The sequence below is a fragment of the Bifidobacterium catenulatum PV20-2 genome (genome assembly GCF_000800455.1).
GTDB classification, from domain to species: Bacteria; Actinomycetota; Actinomycetes; order Actinomycetales; family Bifidobacteriaceae; genus Bifidobacterium; species Bifidobacterium kashiwanohense_A.
In genome coordinates this window covers 2020641-2040389 of sequence record NZ_CP007456.1, presented here as the reverse complement: position 1 = coordinate 2040389, position 19749 = coordinate 2020641, and the positions used below count along the sequence as shown (strand labels likewise).

Below are 19749 nucleotides of genomic sequence, written 5' to 3'. Positions count from 1 at the left end.
TTGGCTGTTTTTCGCTGGTGGGTGCGATTTGTGGTTGTTTTGGCGCGGCCCCCGTTCATGAATAAGAGCGGTTTGTATTGGTTTTCCCGGTTTTTCGGATACGGGGGTACGTATTTCGGCTTGGAACGCCGCTTTGATGCCCTCTTGCGTGCGTTAACTGCGATTGCGCATCGGGAATGCGGCTTTTTCGAGTACGGGGGTACATATTCTGGTAGGGAATGTGATTTTCGCAACCCCGACCATGCATCGATTGCGATTTGGAAAAGCATAAGAATACGATAAAACCTCCTTTTGCGATACCGAAATCCGCAATGCGGGGCAATACAAAAGGAGGCTTTACCGTCAGCCGGCAGTCCCGTGAGAGCCGCCGGCCGATATGATTTCAGAAGATTACTTCTTAGGTTTCTTTGCCGGCGGCTCGCCCAGCTCGCTTTCAACGATTGTCACGTCGGTTGCGGCCTCGTCCTCACCTTCGGATGCTGCAGGCGAGGTGAAGGAGATGCGTCCGACCACGCGACCGGCTTCGGCGATATCGCCCAATGCGCTTTCGATGGACTTACGTGCCTCATCGGAAACGCCCAGCTGCACGGAAAGGATCGGGGTCTTCATCGAAACCTTGGCCTTCGACTTGATGCCACGCAGCGCGGCCAGAGCTTCACCGGCATGGGTGAGCAGCTCCGGGGAGACGGCTGCTGCGGCCGCATCGTACGTTTCAGCCTTCGGCCATGCGGCGTGGTGCACGGAACCTTCGCCCTCATGCATCCAGCTCCACACTTCTTCGGTGGCGTACGGCAGGTACGGTGCCAGCAGGCGTGCGAAGGCATCCAAGCCCAGTCCCAGTGCGGTGCGGGCGGACTTCACAGCCTTCTCGCTCGGCACGCGGCCGGTGGCGTCGGCGGTGCCGTATGCGCGGTTCTTAACCAGTTCGATGTAATCGTCGCAGAACTGCCAGAAGTAGTTCTCGATGACTTCCAAAGCCTTGGAATGCTCGTAGTTGTTGAGGCTTTCGGTGGCTTCGCGCACCACGAGGGCCATCTTGGCCATGGCTGCGCGGTCCAGCGGCTCGGTCACGTCGGCAGGGTTCCAGTTTGCGGTTGCCGGAGCGCCCACATGATGGTTCTCATCCTCACGGCCGATGGCCAGCGCGAACTTGGTGGCGTTGAGCAACTTGATGGCCAAACGGCGGCCGATCTTCATCTGGCCTTCGTCGTAGGTGGCATCCAGGCCCAAACGTGCCGCAGCGGCCCAATAACGCACCGCGTCTGCGCCGAACTGCTTGATCGGCTTGTCTGGCACGACCACGTTGCCCTTGGACTTCGACATCTTCTTGTGGTCCGGATCGAGAATCCAGCCAGACAGGGTGGCATTGGCCCACGGCAGACACTTGTTCTCAAGATGCGCGCGATCTACGGTGGAGAACAGCCAGGTACGGATGATGTCCTGACCCTGCGGGCGCAGATCCATCGGGAATGTGGCGTTGAAAATCGCCTGGTTCTCTTCACCTGGTTCTTCCCAACGGGTCACGATCTGCGGGGTGAGCGACGAGGTCGCCCACGTATCCATAATGTCAGGCTCCGCAGTGAAGCCGCCAGGCACATCGCGCTGGTCTTCGCTATAGCCTTCCGGCACATCGTCGGTCGGATCGATTGGCAGACGATCCTCGCTCGGCACGATCGGATGATCGTAATCGGCGGTGCCATCTTCATTCACCGGATACCATAGCGGGAACGGCACGCCGAAGAAGCGCTGACGGGAGATTAGCCAATCGCCATTCAGACCGTTCACCCAGTTTTCGTAACGCACGCGCATGAAATCGGGGTGGAAGTTCAGTTCGCGGCCGCGTTCGATCAGCTCGGCGTTCAGCTGCTGATCGGTGCCGCCGTTCTTGAGGTACCACTGGCGGGAAGTGACGATTTCGAGCGGCTTGTCGCCCTTCTCATAGAAGTTCGCCATACGCTTGGTCGGAGTCGGCTCACCGTCAAGATCACCGGATTCGCGCAGTGCGTCGACAATGACCTTACGTGCGGAGAACGTCGTCTTTCCGGCGGTCTCCTGGAAGATGCGCTTGCCTTCCTCGTCTTCGATCCAATCCGGGGTGTCCATGACGATGCGTCCGTTGCGCTGGATGATGGAACGTAACGGCAGATTCAGGTCGCGCCACCATTCGACGTCGGTCACGTCGCCGAACGTACAGCACATGGCGATGCCTGCGCCCTTGTCCATTTCTGCGGCCTTGTGCGCCAGAATCGGCACTTTCACGTGGAACAGCGGGGAGTAGACGTACTGGCCGAAATACTGCTTGTAACGCTCATCGTCCGGATGCGCGATCAGTGCGCCGCAGGCCGCCAGCAGTTCCGGACGGGTGGTTTCGATGTAGATCGGAGTGCCGTCTTCGAAACGGAAGGCCACCTTGTGGTAGAAGCCCGGGTACTCGCGGGATTCCAGTTCGGCCTGAGCCACTGCGGTCTGGAAGGTCACGTCCCACAGACCCGGAGCATCTTTCTGGTATGCTTCGCCGCGGGCTAGATTGCGCAGGAATGCCTTCTGAGCCACGCGCTGCGGGTGCTCGCCGATGGTGTGGTAGGTCTGCGTCCAGTCGATGGACAGACCGAGGGAGCGCCATAGCGCCTCGAACTGCTTCTCATCCTGAGCGGTGAGCTTCTCGCACAGTTCGATGAAGTTCTTACGGGAGATCGGAACCTGATCCTTGGCGTCGATCTTCTTGCCATCGGTGCCTTCGAATGGCGGCACGAAATCAGGATCGTACTTGAGGGAGGTGTCCACGCGCACGCCGTAATAGTTCTGCACGCGGCGTTCGGTCGGCAGGCCGTTGTCGTCCCAGCCCATCGGATAGAACACGTCGTAGCCGTTCATGCGCTTGAATCGCGCGATCACATCGGTATGCGTGTACGAGAACACGTGGCCCACGTGCAGGTGGCCGGAAACGGTGGGCGGCGGGGTGTCAATGGAATAGACGGCCTTGCGGTCGCGGGTGCCCTGGAACTTGTAGACTTCGTTTTCGTCCCAGACTCCGCGCCACTTGTCTTCGAGACCGTCCACGCCGACCTTGTCGGGCAGCGGCGTGAGGTTCGCGTTGATGGTATTATCTTGGCTTTCAGTCATAAACGCTAGTCTAGAAAGCGAATGTGACAACTTACGGAACCGCAACCGAATGCCGAAATCGCGAAATAATCGCAGGAAAATCAGTGCAGTTTTATTCTGCTTAACGGAAGCAGTCGGTCGGTCAGATTTTTCGGATATCCCTGCAACTGGTCGCTTACCGCAATGAAATTCTTACGCGTGTACAGCCAGTCGCTTGCCGCGTTCTCGCTGACGGTGCGTGCATACGTGCGCATGCGATCCTGATAATCGTTGTCGTTGGTGGCTGCCATCGCATCCGCATATGCTTGCTGCGCATCGCCATTCTCATAATGGAACACGCTTTGGCCGTCGGTGAATACGCTCGCATCGTTTTCGCCGCTCATGGTGGTGAGCGCGATATTGTACGTGCCGGCGTTCATGCGTTCCGTGACTTGTGCCGCGGAATCAAGCACTTCCATATTGACGCCGATATTGAGCTGTTCGATCGCCGATTTCACGGTATTGCCGATCTGCTCGTATTCTTTGGGCACCAGCAGATCGATGTCGGCGATATAGGAGGCGCCGAAATAGCTGCGCATCTGCTGACCCTGTTCAAGATTGTATGGGAACAGTTCGCTTAAGTCCTCATAGCCGTCTTCCAGCGGGCTGATCGGACCGCCGAGCGGCGAATAGGCGTCCGGAGCGTCTTTGGCGATGGATTGGGCGTCGATGGCGTACCGTGTCATTTTGCAGATCTGCTCGTCGGAGAATGGGCTTTCGGCGCTGTTATTGAAGGCGAGCATCACTTTGTCGAAGCTGATGCCGCTGTCGGAATTGATGCCGCTTTGTTGGTTGAGCTCGTCCGCCGTCGATGCGCTCAACGGCAACGCCATACTGATTTTCTTGGCTTCCATGGCGCTGACCAGGGAATCTTCGGAAGCGTAGTAATACAGCGTTATTTGCGATGCTGCGGCCTTGGTGCCCCAATACGAGTCGTTGCGTTGCAGCACGATCTGCGATTTCGACGTGCTCGCCACGGTGAACGGGCCCGATCCCACGGCCTTATTACTGTAATTCGCCTTGCTTTCCTCGTCGTAGACGATGCCGGCGCGCCCGCTGAGTGCGCGCAAAAGCCTTGGATTTGGCTGATTAAGAGTGATGACTACTGTGTTTTCGTCGGGATTGGTGATTTCCTTGAGATCGCCGAGCTGGTCGGCGTCCACGTAATTGTTGTTGATGACGTTTTGCAGCGACCAGACCACGTCCGACGAGTCGAGTTTGTGACCGTTGGCGAAGGTCATGTTGGTGTTGAGCGTGAACGTGTAGGTCAGTCCGTCGTCGGAAATCTGCCATGATTTGGCGATTGACGACTGCAGTTTGTTGGTTTCGCTGCGTGACACCAAGGTTTCGTACACGTTTTCGAGCAGTGCCTGCTCCAGCGCGGTGTCTTGTTCTCTGCGGATGTCAAGCGATTCCGGCGCGCTGCCTTGGATGCCGATGGCGACGGAGGAGTCGGAAACGAGCGTGGTGAATGATGCGATCGGGCTTTTGCGGTTCGTCAGCGACCAGCCCAGCCAGGTCATGACGCTGAGCATGATGGCGACGCCGAAAAAGACCAGCCACCGCGTGACTTCAGCTTTTAGCTTGGCTTCCCGCCCGTTTTCTTCTTCCATGGTGACTTCCATGCTGCCGAGTCTAGTTGACACATGCTACAGCGGGTGCCGCATCTACGGGGTGATTGTTCCAGCGGGTGGGAGACCCCCGTTGGAAGGTCCGATGCGGAACTACGCTGCGAATGCGCTGGGGCAGGTGTCGTTAAGCGGGCAGTTCAGGCAGTCCGGCTTTCGAGCATGGCATATGGCACGACCGTGCAATATCAGCCTGTGAGACAGATCAGTCCACTCCTCGGGCGGGAAGCATGCGGTGATCTCACGTTCAATGGCCTTGGGATCAGGAGAGCCGCTCGCCCAATCCGAACGCCAGCGCAGTCGACCGGTCACACGAATCACATGCGTGTCAACAGGAAAACCCGGCACGCCAAAAGCATTCCCAAGCACCACATTCGCGGTTTTGCGCCCCACGCCCGGCAGACTTGTCAAAGAGTCCATATTTTGCGGCACTTCGCCATCGAACCGTTCGCACAATGCGTAAGAAAGTCCGATGATGTTCTTTGCTTTCGTACGATGAAATCCGATGGAATGAATGATGCTTTCCACGCGTTCGGGATTGGCGCTCGCAAGTGCGTCTGGTCCCGGATATTCGTCGAATAATTCCGGTGTGACCATATTCACCCGCTTGTCGGTGGTTTGCGCGCTCAGTACGGTCGCCACCAGTAATTCAAAAGGATTCGAAAAATTCAGCGCGCACTTCGGATGCGGAATCTCCTCGCACAATACTGCGTATTCCTGATGCATGCGTGATAGTCGCGCTTGTTTCGATTCCTTGGGCACGCTACCAGTCTACCGTCGCATGAATAGTGCAACCGCGTGCACGAAAGTGAAATAGCCGACAGCCAAATCGCGAGTAATTGCAAAAAGCAGATATTGCAAATCGTCTGCAAATCAAGCGGATAGTAAGAAAATCAGCCTTCGTCCGAAGCGTTACGGGCTGCGGCATCCTTGGCTGCGGCTTCGCCCTCTTCCTCTTCGGGAGGATCGAAACGATAGCCGACATTGCGTACGGTGCCGATTACATGCTCGTATTCGCCGCCCAGCTTGGCGCGAAGGCGACGGATATGCACGTCAACCGTACGGGTGCCTCCGTAATAGTCGTAGCCCCACACCTCCTGCAGCAGCTGCGCGCGGGTGAACACGCGCCCCGGATGCTGCACGAGATACTTGAGGAGCTCGAACTCCTTGTATGCCAAGTCGATCGGATGCCCGTGCAGGCTTGCCGTGTAGCCGTTGGTGTCCACCACCAAGTCTCCGGAGTGGATCATGCCGTCTTCGTTCTGCACGCCCGAGTCACCGGAACCATACATTGCGTTGATCGGCGAGTTGCCGCGCTCCGACACCAGGCGAAGACGCCCCTCGACCTCGGCCGGGGAGGCGGACGCCACTACCACGTCGGCGATGCCCCACTGCGAATTGACCACGGTGAACCCGCCCTCGGTGAGGATGAGTACGATCGGCGTGGAAAGTCCGGAGGCGTGGATCAGGCGGCACAGCGTTTTCGCCGTGGCCAAGTCGTCTCGCGCGTCAAGGAAAAGAATGGTGCTTTCCGGCATTTTTACCAGGCTCGCCGCATCCATCGGCAGCACGCGCACGCGGTGAGAAAGCAGCGCCAGAGAAGGAAGCACGGTAGCTGGGTCGCTAGCGAACGTCATAAGCGTCAGATCCGTCACGTTAGCTCCCTTTGTCTCTTGCACTGGTTTTGTATCGTTGCCGCGATTGTACTCTTGTTGTGTGTTATCGGCGTTTCGTTAATTTTATCTGAACTATGTGGACACTTGCGGCTACATTTAATGGTATTGCATACGTAATGACCACACTATGGAAAATCATGAAAAGGGGACGAAATGACCGCCTCTGAAAAAGTTGCCGTCAAGTCGGCTCAGAAAGCCTCGTTCGGCAAGGTTCTTGCCGTTCAAATCGCCGCATATGTGGTGCTGGTTGTGCTTGCGCTGATTCCCGGCATTTCCTACGGGAATGCGGAAGAGCCTGCAATCGTGTCGTTCGCCGTTGTGGCTTCCGTGGCGATGATTGCGCTGCTTGCCGTGTTTAACCCGTTCCGCGATGGTGTTGCGGGGCATGTGATTTCCGTGGTTGCGGGCTTGCTTTCCGTGGTGTGTGCCACGACGGTGATGCTTGGACGTGCGATTTTCCCCGCCGGTTTGGGTGATGAAGACACATTTTGGATGCAGGAAGGTTGGATTGCCGGTGTTGGCGGTCTGCTAATCCTGCTGATTGTGGTTTCGTTCGGGCGTCAGATGGCGCGTGAGAACCGTACGCATCTGATTCGTTCGCTGTCGCACAATGTTGTGGAAGGCGTTGTCATGATTGGCAGCGCGGGCTGGTGTTTCTTGTCAACGCTGCTGCCGATTCGTTCCGGCGAAAATGCGGCTTCTACCGAGTTTGCCATGAGTCCGGCGTGGATTGTCTCCGTGATCGTGTCGCTGTTGCTGATCGTCGCGCTCGATGTGTGCTCGTATTGGTGGAATCGTAATGCCGATCCTGATCCGCAATTCAAGAATCCGTGGATTGGCATCGCGCTGTTGCCAGTTATGATTTCCGGAATTGTGGTCGGTATCGCATCGTACGCGACCGTCATGTTCTAATAGTGTGATTCCTGCAATCGCGAGAAAACGCGAAAGCGCAGGAAAATATCGCAAGTATTTGCGGCAAGCGGTAATGTAAGCCCATAATCATGTGCGATTACGGGCTTTTGCTGTAGTTTGTATATCTGTTTTTATCTGACTTGCGATTGTTATGCGAGGAATCCGAGATGTTCCAACAGTACTTTCACACCGATCAGAATAAGCACGACGCCACCCGCGATCTGTGCGGGCTTCTGCCAGTGCGAGCCGAATGCGCGGCCGATATACAGGCCGGCTGCGGAGAACAGGCCGGTGGTGATGCCGATGATGATCACTGAAATCCAAATGTTCAGCGACATGAATGCGAAACTGACGCCAACGGCGAATGCGTCGATGCTGCAGGCCACGGCGAGCGGAAGCATGTGCTTCCAATCGAAATCAGCGGTTTCCTTGGCGTTTTCTTCATCCTCTTCGAATGCTTCACGCACCATGTTGCCGCCGATGAGGGCGAGCAGGCCGAAAATGATCCAATGGTCGACTGCGGTCACGTATTTGCTGAACGTGGACGCGGCGAAATAGCCGAGCAGCGGGAAAAGCGCCTGAAATCCGCCGAACCAGAGGGCGGTTTTGAACGCGTCGAGGTCACGCAGTTTTTTGACGGTGAGGCCTTTGCCGATGGAAACGGCGAATGCGTCCATAGATACGGAAACGGCAATGAGTAGTGTTTGAATCAACATAGCTGGTATATAGGTTCATCCCGACGGTTTCCCACGGGATGGGCCTCGACGGAGTCTCACGTCCGCCTACGCCTAGGGGTACCGACATAGAACTGCCGCGCCAGCCAGCGGGCTTTGAATTCTGCGAATACTGTTCGCATGCCGTGAATTACGTGTTCCACTATAGCGGCCCCCAGCGAATATGCGTGTGCGGTATGAGCGCATCCCGTCTGCGGGCTGTTTCTTCCAGTCGCTGGAGGAATCCGGACACTTGGAGGGTATGGTTATGTCCGTTTTCTTCCAGTATCTGGAGTTTTTGGGACGTTGAGATGGCTTTTGCTGGGGTGATTGCTCCAGCGGCTGGAGAAATCGGGACGTTTGGAGGCTTGTGGGCGGGGTGATTGCTCCAGCGGCTGGGGGGGGATTGGGACGTTTGGATACGTGAAAAGCCCGTTGACATGTGTAAGTACATACGTCAACGGGCTTTTTACGTAAAGTCGCTACCTAGAAAGGGGCGAAATCACTTAGCTTCGGATTCGGCGAGGCGCTTGCGAGCGGCCACGATTTCCTCCTCGGCTTTAGCTGCACCGGTCCAGTAATCGCCCGGCAGGACTTCCTTGCCCGGCTCCAGAGCCTTGTACTGCTCGAAGAAGTGCTTGATTTCAGCCTTGTGGTACTCGGAAACGTCTTCGACATCCTTGATGTCGTCGAAACGCACATCAGCCGGAACGCACAGCACCTTGTCGTCTCCGCCAGCCTCGTCGACCATGTGGTACAGGCCAACGGCGCGGCATTCCACCACGCAGCCCGGGAACACGGAGTTCGGGATCGTGACGAGTGCGTCGAGCGGATCGCCATCCTCGCCCAGAGTGCCGTCGATGTAGCCATAGTCATCCGGGTAACCCATGGAAGTGAACAGGGTACGGTCCAGGAACACGCGGCCGGTCTCGTGATCCACTTCGTACTTGTTCTTGGAGCCGCGCGGAATTTCCACCACGACGTTGAAGGTTTCTGCCATTGTTTTCTCCTTGAGATTGGGCAGTTTACATTATCAGTAACCACAATACCGCTTTCCACCGAAGTGGAACGAACCTGATCAAATAGGATTTTGATTTCGGACTGATATGTTTTGTTGTAAAGAGTGCCGTCGTTCGGAAGCAAATTGTGCGCGCTAAGGTTGCATGTATTCAGTTGGGGCTTCCCCTGGTTGAGAATCATGGAGAAGGTTGGAATAAAGGTATGGTGATGTCGGCCATCCATAGATTTTCCGTTGATTGGGTGGAGATAGATCCCCCTTGTGCTTCTAGGATTGCTGTATATCTCAACAATCCCATAGTAGTGGGCTTATCTATGTCGAGATTTATAGGGGCACTTCGTGGGGTATCGCACGCTGAGATGGTGATATTACCGCCAGAGGTTCCAAAAGTGACGAGGTAGCCTTTCTTAGGGTCGGCATGTTTGATGATGTCGGAAAACAATTCATTGGTGACGTCGAAAAGCAATTCAGAGTTTTTATTGGGAAGATGATTCAGATCTTGAAGAGTGTTAATTATTTCTCCTCTGAATTGTAGCTGTTCTAATCTGTGCTGAGCCCTAGAAATAATCTGATCGAGGTGCTTGAGTTGGTTGGAATTGTCAGCTTGCTGCGTGTCTTTGGAGTGGTCATTATTGATTAGTTGTGAAATAGTAGTACGTGTTTGTGTAAGTGTTTCGCGTAGAATATCCTGCAACTCAATGAGATCCGTTTTAGATAATTGAGAATTTGAATATATACGCTCATCTATAAATCGGATTGCATAAGTGAGATTATTGCAAGTTTTATCGTGTAGTGAAATTGCGACTTGTTGTTGATATTTGGATCTTGCGAGTTGGTTGTTCGTTTCGTTTTTTAGTTGAGCCCAATGAAGTAATGATCCTGCTAAGCAGAAGACGCCTAACGTCATCAGCATAAGTAGAGAGTCGGTTGTGTTTATTGCTGACTGCATTATGTAAGTGCTGGCGGTGTGCGTGATGAGGTAGGTGAGTGAGGCACCGATTCCCTGTAAGAGATTGTGATATCCGAGCAGTGTGACTGCTAGTAGACAACTAAAAATAAGAGCTGCAGATGTTTGAAATGGCAGAATGGGGCCGATCCACGATGTGAGGATGATGAGCCAGCTGCCGGCGATCTGCCATTTCGTGAAAATGAGAAACACAATTATTTCTGCACAGCAAAAAAAGATATGCCATTTGAGGTAATTATGGTTGATGTTTAAGCTTATTTCATCTATTAGAAATATAATGAGACAGAGGAGATAAAGAACTCGTATGATAAATGGAAGAAAATTGAAGTATATTCTAGATGATGGTTTATAGGTTTTAACTATATTAAATCGTATTTTCGACATAGGATGACCGCTTCTTTTCTGTTATGGACTTCCATCTTCTTGAGGATGCGATGGATATACGTGTAAACGGTATTTTGACTTATGCTGAGTAGCGCTGAAATTTGTTCGGTTGAATGGTCTTGTGCATAGAGACGCAGGACTTCTTGCTCTTTGCGACTTAGTTTAGGGGGTCTTTTGTCTGTTTTGCTGTTAAGCAAATGATGTGCGGTTAATGCGTCAGGAAATCGATCGTCAATCGGGAGTCCATGACTTGCCCGAATGATTGCGGATGGCAGGTCTTGAATAAGGTTTTCTTTTGATAGTATTCCTTGGGCTCCTGCTGATATGACGTCTTCTTCGTAACGTTTTGTTTCGTATGCTGTGATGCAGAGGAGCCCCATATCAGGGGTCTTTTGGCGTATTTTTCGACAGACAATGTCACCGCTGATGTCTCCCAATGCCATGTCGACAAGAAGAATATCGGGAAGTTTATCACCGAATAGGCAGTGGTGTAGTGCCTCTGCGCCTGAGTGTGCTACCCACGTGACATGATGCTCTCTGGAAAGCTGATCTATCCAATGCGACAGCATTTTTGCCGATAGGACATCGTTGTCAAGGATTGCGATATCAATGGTTTTCTCCTTGTTCACACTGATAGACAATACCATCGATGGGGGTATGTGGAGCTTTAATGTCAAGTTTTCCTTGACAAGCGTTTCTGTAAACAGCTGAGGATCGCTACCGTGGAGGTTATCGCCAGTGTCGGCGATGAAACATAGTGGTTGGAGGTGACCATGTCAAAAAAAATGGTCGGAATTATTGGTGCAGCTGCGTTAACTTCAGCTCTGTTTGTCGGCGTGCCGACAGGTGCTTTTGCCTCTGAGCCTGCTGGTTCAGGTATTGAATCCTGCAGCGGACAGTGGAGTGAGGTTTCGGTATCTGACAGTGCTTCTCCGGCATATGAAGCTTTTCCTAATGAAGGTGGCACATGGCAGTACGGTGCCAACCCGGCGAAGATGTGGTCTAATTATTGGCATACGAGCAAGTGCCATGGATCATCTGTATATACGAACACGAACAAGAGTGTGTCGATCGATACTGCGGCGGGACATTGGTCTTATGCGCAACTATGGGTATATGATTCCTCAGCCCGGTATTACTACCGTATTTGCTAATTGTTGTTTGTGTTTTTGTGGGTGCTTATTTGCTGTTGTAGGTGAATAAGCACCCGTATTGCTATTTTTTAGTAGTTGGTTTGATGGGTTATGGGAAAAAAGATTCTGGCGACTCTTAGCTTGGTTATTGCCATGTTGTCTTCATTTATTACTGCTTCGACGTTGCAATCATTGGAGATGACGTATCCGGTTGGAACGAGAACATTTATCTCTGTGAATTTTTCTTCATTGTCTGCTGATAAAAATGAAGTTATTTCAGCGATAGAAGATTTGACGTATGATAAAGGATCTTTTGGTGTTTTATCTAAAGTGGAATCCATATCTCACGACAAAGTGAAGTTATTTTATTTTGGGGATCACAATAGTGCCGCGGACGAGCTGAAAAGGAGCAATTACTCTGGGCGTAGCGAGATCAAGCTGATTCCCTTATCTGACCTTTCGGAAGCGAGTCTTTCTGGAACATACTCGTTTACGGATTCCAAAGCCGCGCAATCTGCTGTAAAGATTATTGAACAGTACGGTGGTTCTGTTGTTAACAGTGGATCGAGGGTGTCAAGTATTGATGTTCTTGGATTACTTGCGAATAATCGGTCGGGTGGATTCGGTATTGCTTTGCTTTTTGTTGTCGTGTGTGCGACATGCTGGTCATGGGTGGGAAACCGTGAGCGTCTGCATTCCATTCTTGTGCTTAATGGTTGTCAAAACAAAAATATAGTTTATCGTGATACCAGTGATTTTCTGCGTGTGTGGATTATTCCATATGTTATTGGGATTGTGATTTCGATAGCATTATCATTGGTTCTTCATTCGGTTAATTCTATATTTGATTATCTTGAAGCATATCTGGCTTCTGTTATTTTATTTCTAGTATTGTTTTTGATGGTTGTTGCCATTTTCTCCGTTATCACCATGCCTTCGGTTCGGAATATTTCCCTAAGGGAAAATTTATCTAAGAAGCTTTTGTGCGGACAAGTTTTCTTGAAACTTGTGTGCATTGTTCTTGCATTGGTTTCCGGTGCCATGGCCTTGTCTTCATTTGAATCGGCTTCTCAGCAGTTTCGTTCCGTGAAACGATGGGAGGGAGTGCAACAGGTTGTGTCGGTGAAAACATTTGCGGATCCAACGACCTCATCTTCTGAAGTTGCGCAGGCTTTTAATGATTTTTTCAGTTTGGCGGATGCGCGGGGCGGGTTGTATTTGTCGTATTCCGTTGCTCCAGCTTTGGTTGAGGGGGCAAATCCGACTGCGAATGATATATCGAAACAACTGTCTCCTTATGACGATGTCATTATAACGAATAAATCTTTCCTGAATTTGATGAATGTTTCTGAAAATGATTTAAAGAAAATTGATTCGTCGCACATTCCTGCTTCGGTGTTGAGTGGTCTGAGGGGGTATGACGGAATATGGTTGAATGAGCATTCTGAGATTGCGATGGAGGATTGCCTGTATGAATGGAAGGGCGAAGGGCTTTTTCCTGCGCTTGAATACGGTGCTCAAAATGGCATGTTTTCAATGACTCGTAATCCATTGGTCATCGTAGTGGACGATGTGAGCAAGGATCTCAATATCAATGGTTTCGTTTATCCTGCACTTTCGACGTCTAATATCATTTTTAATGATGCTGATTTTGTAAATAGCATAGCTGAGGAATCTGGATTACTGTCATCGATTAATTCTATAAATAGAGTTTCTGATGACGCTTTTTATCAATACTGTATTCTTAAGCAACTTGGTGAAACTAACCTATTTTATTTGATCATTGTGTTGCTTGAAGTTGTTTTAAGTACGGTAGAAGGTGCGTATCTTTGGGCGTATGAAAATAGACGGAGAATATTCATCAGGCATACGCTGGGTGAGCATTACCTTCGTCTTTCTTTTGGACATTGTGTGACGCAGGCTGTTTTGCTGGTGATCTCATGCATAATTGCATATGTTGTTGTAGGGCAACAGAAATTACTTTCGAATAATATTTGCATTTTTATGACGGGTATCTCAGTTCTGTGCCTGTCTATTGAGATTATTTCCGTCTTACTTGCGTCAAATAAATGCTTTACGGAAGTTGTAAACAGAGCTGTTAAATAATCGAAAAGGGGTAATGATGACTATTGAACTTAATGACATTTCGTATGCAATCGATAATCGTACGATTTTTCAGCATGTGAATGGAAGACTTGACGGAGGTTGCATGATTGCACTTACTGGTCCGTCGGGTTGTGGTAAGACGTCGCTGTTGAATGTCGCGTCGCTGTTATGTAAGCCAAGTGCTGGTGACGTTGTTGTTGATGGTGCAGGTACATCGCATTGGAATGATCGTAAAAGAAGATTGTTTTGGAAGAATAAAGCATCATTTATTTATCAGGATTATGGACTGATAGATGATGAAACGGTTTTGTATAATTTGACGTTTAAACGCGGTTTTCTTCAATCTAAGAAAACAAAAATGCCTCGCCGACTGTCTGATTTACTTGCAGAGACCGGGATGCTGAATCGCGTCAATGAAACTGCGGCGGTTTTGTCTGGTGGCGAGAAACAACGTATAGCGATTGTTCGAGCACTTTGGAAGAGATCGGCTTATATTTTCGCTGATGAGCCCACGGCTTCATTGGATGCAGCAAACAGAAAGATGGTCGTTGATTTACTGAAGAGTGCAGTGAGAAAAGGAGCCTGTGTGGTTGTTTCAACACACGATTTGGAATTAGCGAACGTATGTGACCAAGTAATTGATTTATCTCGATGAAATTTTGTTTATAGATAGGGGAAGATGATATGAGTTTTATCTCTTGCAGATTTACTAAGATAATGAGTGTTTTTCTTGTGACGATTGTCGTGATTATCTCTCTTGCATGCCCGTTCAATGTGGCTATGGCTGATGAGCATGTTTCTGGTATAGCTGACCCATCAGTGACTCCAGCCTACATCGTATGTCCTTCGTGGCTGCCCAAGTGGATATGTATGTGAATATGGATTATAAGTGTGTGCGGTGTGCGCACATTTAGCGATGTTTGGACAATATGAAGGCGGGTGTTTAGGAAGTTTTGTGGCTTTCTAAACACCCGCCTTCGGTTTAATGCGATTGAGACTCAATCAGTCTTCGACGACGGTGAGCACGTGTGCCACGTCGGCCCATGGGGCGAGCGAAACGTAGTTGTCGTAACCCCATTCGAAGTCGCGGCCGGTCAGCTCGTCATGCACCTTGAGCGGCTTGTCGGTGGCGAAACCGAAGTCGCCCAGCTCCACATGCACGATGGACTGGTGCGCATTGTGGCCGTCAAGGTTTACGATCACAATCACCGTGTCTGCCTTGCCGGTGCCGGTCAGTTCGGCCGGGGTCTGGCGCAGGAATGCGATCACGCCCGCATCGTCGCTTGGCAGAATGTGCAGATTGTGGTAGCTGCGGCATGCCGGGTGAGTGTCACGAATCTTGTTGAGCGAGGTCAGCAGTTCGGCGATACCGTACTTTTCGGTGCTGTCCCAGTCGCGCACCTTGACTTCGTACTTCTCATTGTCGATCTGCTCTTCGAAGCCCGGACGCTGCTTGTTTTCGATCAGCTCGTAGCCGTTGTAAATACCCCAGCTCGGGCTGCCCATAGCGGCGAGCACCGCACGCACCGCGTGGCCGGCGATGCCGTTGTCGCGCACGTAGGCGGTGAGAATATCCGGAGTGGTGGGCCAGAACGTGTTGTGCTGGTAGAAGCCGCCATCGCCGTTGGTCTCTTCGAAGTACTCTTCGAGCTCTTCCTTGGTGTTGCGCCACGGGAAGTAGCAGTGCGACTGCGTGAAGCCTACGTAGCTCAGCGCGCGCATCATGCCCGGGCGGGTGAACGCCTCAGCGAGGAACAGCACTTCCGGATGCTTCTTCGTAACGGCGGCGATCACATCCTGCCAGAAACGCACCGGCTTGGTGTGAGGATTGTCAACGCGGAAGATCGTCACACCCGCCTTGACCCACAGATCCATAATGCGTTCGACTTCTTTTTCGATGCCTTCCATGTCGGCATTGAAGTCGATCGGGTAAATATCCTGATACTTTTTCGGCGGATTCTCAGCGAATGCGATGGTGCCGTCCGGCTTGGTGCGGAACCAGTTCGGATGCGCCTTGACCCACGGGTGGTCAGGAGAGCACTGCAGGGCGAAATCAAGCGCGATTTCCAAGCCCAGCTCGTGGGCGCGCTCGCAGAATGCCTTGAAATCGTCCATGGTGCCAAGCTGCGGGTCAACGGTGTCGTGTCCACCCAGTTCGGAACCGATGCCGAACGGGGAGCCCGGATCGTTCGGACCGGCTACCAGGGAATTGTTGCGTCCCTTACGGTTGGTCACGCCAATCGGGAAGATCGGCGGCAGATACACAATGTTGAAGCCTTCGGCTGCGGCACGTTCCAAGCCGGCGATCGACGTCTTGAGGTTGCCGGGAACGATCTTGCCGTCTTCGCCGTAGTAGGCGCCTTCGGAACGCGGGAAGAACTGATACCAGGAGGCGAAGCTGGACTTCGGGCGTTCCACGCGGAAACGCTGCGGATTCGACTCGGACAGGCCGTCGCGCAGCGGGTTGGTTTCGTGCAGCTGCTCGATGTCGCTGCTCTGGGCTGCGGCGAGACGCTCTTCGGCGCTCAGCGACTTGTTTTCCATGGTCTTGGCAGCGTCGCGTAGCACCTTCTTGTCGGCTGCGGAAAGCTTGGAATCCTTCGCGTCGGCCCAACGCGCGAGCAGCCGTGCGCCGGATTCCAGCGCATTCTCCACGTCGTCATTCACTTCAACCTTGATGATGGCGTCGTGCAGCCAGGACTGGTAGGTGTCTTCCCAGCCTTCGACCACGATCTGCCATTCACCCAGCTGACGCTTGACGGCAGCATAGTCGTCATCCCACGGCTTCAGATCGCTGTGCTCGCCGATCTTGACCATGGCTTCCCAGCGGTCAAGACCCGGATTGGTGCAGGTCATGGCGAAACGTTCAACCTCGCGGCCGCGTGCGCTGCGCACGGACACGGTCGCTCCGGTCTTGGTACGGCCTTCGATGAACACTTGGGCGGTGACGTTGAATGCTTCGCCGAGCTCCACGCGTGCTGGGAACAGGCCGTTCTCAACGTTCGGGGTGATGTCGAGCACGTTCACGCGGCCGAACTGTTCGGGGCTGGTGCGTTCGATGACGGGGGCTGGGGCTTCGCCTACGGCTTGCGGTGAGGCAGCCTTCGCCTTGGCGGTGCGCTTGCGAGCGGTGGATGCCGTAGGTTTTTTGGCGGCAGTGCGCTTGTTAGGCGTCTGAGATATTGATGACTTCGCCTTAGCGGTCGTCTTCTTGATGGTTGATTGCTTGGTTGTGGTGCGCGGTTCCGCGCTCTTATCTTCTTCTGCCATAACGCCGATTATAGAGGAGAAAAGGTGGATTTGGTGAACTATCTTCTGACCAGCGATTTTCCGCCCTTTGTGGATAACTTCTTTACTTAAGTTTGACAAAACGTTTTTTGTGGATAAGTCGCGGTTTTCAACAGGCAAAGTTATCCACAAAATGCCGAAAAATACGTCCTCCGACCACAACCCTTGAAAAAGACCATGTGGTAATCGCAAGTATGCAAGTCTGTTGAATCACGGCAACAACGACGTGCATATCGAAAGGACGATGCAATGAATGTTATGAAGCGACGTATGCTTGCGATTCTGGCCGCGGTATTGGCGGCTTGCGCCATAATCGTAACGATGACATGCCCGGCAGCGCTGGCCGCCGAACAGCTGTTACGTGCGAACGGCAAGCATTACAACTATTTTCTTGATGGAAAACCGTATGTGATCGGGGTGAACGCGGAATCGAGATCGGGCAAATTCTATTATTGCCGGCAAATCGAACGCATGACCGACTATAAGGTGACTGAAACCACCACCGTGGAAAATACGGAAGCGGCACGGCGCCTTGCATGGCTGCTGTCCGAATATCAACATGACGGGGAACCGGTGCTCACGTATGCGGCGATCGGCGTGCTGGTGCACCGCAACTATGACGACCAAAAGGTGTGGGCCAGGCATGAGCAATACCTCTTCTCGGTGATGGACGGGCTGGAAAGCAAGGTCAACGAGCTTTGGGAGGAGGCTGCGAACAAGTTGCCGGTTTCTTCGAGGGTGACGCGTGATGATCGGCAGGGATTGCGGTCCGGAAGCCTGTTCGTGCAGTTGCTGGATGCGAGTGGACAGCCGATCGAGGGCGTATTCACGGCGACGATCGAAGGTCCGGCCGTGTTCGACGAAGATGACGAGCCCACGGCGGTCGGCTGGGCCGAACTGGAGGGAACCACCGTGTATTGGCATGCAACGGGCGCCGGTGAGGTCAATATCAAGGTCGGATACCAGTCCGTGGGATTGGATGAGGCCGTCACCGCGCAGAAAATGATGGTGCTGAACGATGTGGTGGAACGTGAGGATAGCCTGCTGACGTTCAATGTCGATAACCTTTATGCCCCCGAGCAGGAAATGCCTCAGACAGGAAGTCCGATGGGGCTGGTGTTGGGTTTGGCAGCTGCCGTGATGTGCTGCGGGGCGTTCATGCTATATGCCGTTCGTCGACGATGATAGGTGGCGATGATATGTGGCGATAATGCCGGTTCGCAGAGGTGATTTTGCGAAGCTTGGCTGAATATGCTGAAGGAAGCCAGTGAAAAGAACGTGGTGAAATTCAAAACCCGCGAACAATCCGACCAGCTGCCATGTCCAGATTTTGCCTGGATTTTGTTAAGTAATCGGCTTGGCCAAGATTCGGTAGGAAAACAAAAAAGTCAGGAACTACTATGGTTCCTGACTTTCATTGGTAGCGGGGCATGGATTTGAACCATGGACCTCTGGGTTATGAGCCCAGCGAGCTACCGAGCTGCTCCACCCCGCGTCGGCTTGTCTTCAAGACAGCTCTATTAACTTTACGATTACTTTCAAATATGTCAAATCGGCGTGTCGTACTCGTTCGACCGTGCGAAATAGCGTCACAAATAGCGCGTTATCCATTTTTCCTATACCCGTTTCGACCGATCGCCGGCGCAGGGGAGTGCGCCATATCCGACCACGCACCATAATAGAAGCATGCCTATCAAGATTCCCAGCGGCCTTCCGGCCAGAGACATTCTCGACTCCGAGCGCATTTTCGCGCTGGAAAAGCCCGAAGCGGAGCGTCAGCGTGTGCGCCCGCTCAAGCTGGTGATCTTGAATCTCATGCCTAAGAAGGTTGAAACGGAAACTCAGCTGCTGCGCCTTATCTCGAAGAGTCCGCTGCAGGTGGAGATCGATTTCATGAAGACCTCCACACATGAGGGTACGCATGTGAGCGCCGACCATTTAGTAAAGTTTTATGAAACCCTCGACGCGTTCCAAGACAATTATTACGACGGCTTCGTGGTGACGGGTGCTCCCGTCGAACATCTTGATTTCGAGCAGGTCGATTATTGGGATGAGTTCAAGAAGATTCTCGACTGGGCTTCCACGCACGTGTTCTCCACCATGTATTTGTGCTGGGGCGCGATGGGTGCGCTCAATTACCGCTACAACGTGCGCAAAGAGAATCTTCCGGAGAAGATTTTCGGTGTGTTTCCACAGTATTTGCAGGATGAATACTGCTTCCTGACGAACGGTTTCGACGAAATCTGCCTGCAGCCGCATTCTCGCCTTGCGGGGGTGAACGAAGGCGATGTCGCCCGCAATCCCGAATTGCAGGTGCTTACGTGGGGTCCAAAATCCGGTCCTGGTCTGATCGCCACCCGCGATTTTTCGGAGGTGTTCGCGCTTGGCCATTGGGAGTACGGCAAGTACACCTTGGCTGAGGAGTATGAGCGCGATATGAAGAAGGGGATGACGAACGTGCCGTTCCCCGAAAACTACTTCCCGCATGACGATCCGCAGCTTGAGCCGGTGTTCGCGTGGCGCGCCCACGCGAATCTGTTATGGCGTAATTGGTTGAATTGGGTGTATCAGACCACGCCATACGATTTGAGCGAGGTTCCGCAGCTTCGTGCGCAGAAACGTCTTGGCACGGATCGTTCGATTCGCCATCAGCCAGGTTCGCCGCGTGTCGATGCGTTCGCGCCGTTCGTGTGCGACGGCTACGGTGTGATCCACAGCTGAATCCAACGTCCTTTCCGTAACATTGCGGAAGTCGTCGATGCGTTGAATACGCGGATAATTCG

General features: G+C 52.5%; 16 protein-coding genes and 1 tRNA gene. 7 read left to right on the top strand and 10 right to left on the bottom strand.

The window, feature by feature from the left end:
• Positions 1–390: 390 nt before the first annotated feature.
• The 4 genes from valS to AH68_RS08735 all read right to left on the bottom strand — a co-directional run bounded on the left by valS (position 391) and on the right by AH68_RS08735 (position 6424).
• Positions 391–3123, bottom strand: coding sequence for a valine--tRNA ligase (gene valS / locus AH68_RS08750; RefSeq protein ID WP_039199287.1), 2733 nt, complete (start codon positions 3121–3123; stop codon positions 391–393).
• A gap of 80 nt (positions 3124–3203) precedes the next feature.
• Positions 3204–4766, bottom strand: coding sequence for an ABC transporter substrate-binding protein (locus AH68_RS08745; protein WP_144245780.1), 1563 nt, complete (start codon positions 4764–4766; stop codon positions 3204–3206).
• A 99-nt stretch (positions 4767–4865) separates the two neighbouring features.
• Positions 4866–5495, bottom strand: a complete 630-nt coding sequence (nth, locus tag AH68_RS08740; protein WP_052189211.1) for an endonuclease III — start codon at positions 5493–5495, stop codon at positions 4866–4868.
• Positions 5496–5662: 167 nt separating this feature from the next.
• Positions 5663–6424 (bottom strand): winged helix-turn-helix transcriptional regulator, encoded by a 762-nt coding sequence (locus AH68_RS08735; RefSeq protein WP_039199280.1) that lies wholly within the window; start codon positions 6422–6424, stop codon positions 5663–5665.
• Positions 6425–6598: 174 nt separating this feature from the next.
• On the opposite strand from AH68_RS08735, the gene AH68_RS08730 reads away from it, so the two are divergent.
• Positions 6599–7357 (top strand): hypothetical protein, encoded by a 759-nt coding sequence (locus tag AH68_RS08730; RefSeq protein WP_039199278.1) that lies wholly within the window; start codon positions 6599–6601, stop codon positions 7355–7357.
• Between the two features lie 149 nt (positions 7358–7506).
• On the opposite strand, the gene AH68_RS08725 is transcribed toward AH68_RS08730, so the two are convergent.
• The 4 genes from AH68_RS08725 to AH68_RS08710 form a co-directional block, all read right to left on the bottom strand.
• Entirely contained in the window at positions 7507–8073 is a 567-nt protein-coding gene (locus tag AH68_RS08725; protein ID WP_039199276.1) for a manganese efflux pump MntP, read from the bottom strand.
• Between the two features lie 499 nt (positions 8074–8572).
• Complete coding sequence (locus tag AH68_RS08720) at positions 8573–9070, bottom strand: inorganic diphosphatase (RefSeq protein ID WP_039199275.1); 498 nt, start codon at positions 9068–9070, stop codon at positions 8573–8575.
• 196 nt (positions 9071–9266) lie between these two features.
• Positions 9267–10247: an ATP-binding protein gene (locus AH68_RS08715; protein ID WP_236682399.1), complete on the bottom strand. Its 981-nt coding sequence runs from the start codon at positions 10245–10247 to the stop codon at positions 9267–9269.
• A 167-nt stretch (positions 10248–10414) separates the two neighbouring features.
• Complete coding sequence (locus AH68_RS08710) at positions 10415–11086, bottom strand: response regulator transcription factor (protein WP_081995921.1); 672 nt, start codon at positions 11084–11086, stop codon at positions 10415–10417.
• Between the two features lie 126 nt (positions 11087–11212).
• On the opposite strand from AH68_RS08710, the gene AH68_RS10420 reads away from it, so the two are divergent.
• The 3 genes from AH68_RS10420 (at position 11213) to AH68_RS08700 (ending at position 14333) form a co-directional block, all read left to right on the top strand.
• Positions 11213–11593, top strand: a complete 381-nt coding sequence (locus tag AH68_RS10420; RefSeq protein WP_201772591.1) for a lactococcin 972 family bacteriocin — start codon at positions 11213–11215, stop codon at positions 11591–11593.
• A gap of 90 nt (positions 11594–11683) precedes the next feature.
• Positions 11684–13678 (top strand): hypothetical protein, encoded by a 1995-nt coding sequence (locus AH68_RS08705; RefSeq protein WP_039199273.1) that lies wholly within the window; start codon positions 11684–11686, stop codon positions 13676–13678.
• Positions 13679–13691: 13 nt separating this feature from the next.
• Positions 13692–14333 (top strand): ATP-binding cassette domain-containing protein, encoded by a 642-nt coding sequence (locus AH68_RS08700; RefSeq protein ID WP_052189210.1) that lies wholly within the window; start codon positions 13692–13694, stop codon positions 14331–14333.
• Between the two features lie 347 nt (positions 14334–14680).
• Here the strand turns inward: AH68_RS08700 and AH68_RS08695 are convergent, their stop codons facing one another.
• Positions 14681–16948, bottom strand: coding sequence for a maltotransferase domain-containing protein (locus AH68_RS08695; RefSeq protein ID WP_039199272.1), 2268 nt, complete (start codon positions 16946–16948; stop codon positions 14681–14683).
• A gap of 267 nt (positions 16949–17215) precedes the next feature.
• Here AH68_RS08695 and AH68_RS08690 point away from each other — a divergent pair, with 267 nt between their 5' ends.
• Both AH68_RS08690 and AH68_RS10415 read left to right on the top strand, forming a co-directional pair.
• Positions 17216–18151, top strand: a complete 936-nt coding sequence (locus AH68_RS08690) for a hypothetical protein (protein WP_039199271.1) — start codon at positions 17216–17218, stop codon at positions 18149–18151.
• 66 nt (positions 18152–18217) lie between these two features.
• On the top strand, positions 18218–18406 hold the full coding sequence (locus AH68_RS10415) for a hypothetical protein (RefSeq protein ID WP_081995920.1): 189 nt from the start codon (positions 18218–18220) through the stop codon (positions 18404–18406).
• On the opposite strand, the gene AH68_RS08685 is transcribed toward AH68_RS10415, so the two are convergent.
• A tRNA-Met gene (locus tag AH68_RS08685) sits at positions 18385–18461 on the bottom strand. The genes AH68_RS10415 and AH68_RS08685 overlap by 22 nt on opposite strands.
• Before the next feature lie 191 nt (positions 18462–18652).
• On the opposite strand from AH68_RS08685, the gene AH68_RS08680 reads away from it, so the two are divergent.
• The gene (locus AH68_RS08680) at positions 18653–19687 is read left to right on the top strand and encodes a homoserine O-succinyltransferase (RefSeq protein ID WP_039199269.1); all 1035 of its coding nucleotides are present in this window, start codon (positions 18653–18655) and stop codon (positions 19685–19687) included.
• Positions 19688–19749 lie beyond the last annotated feature (62 nt).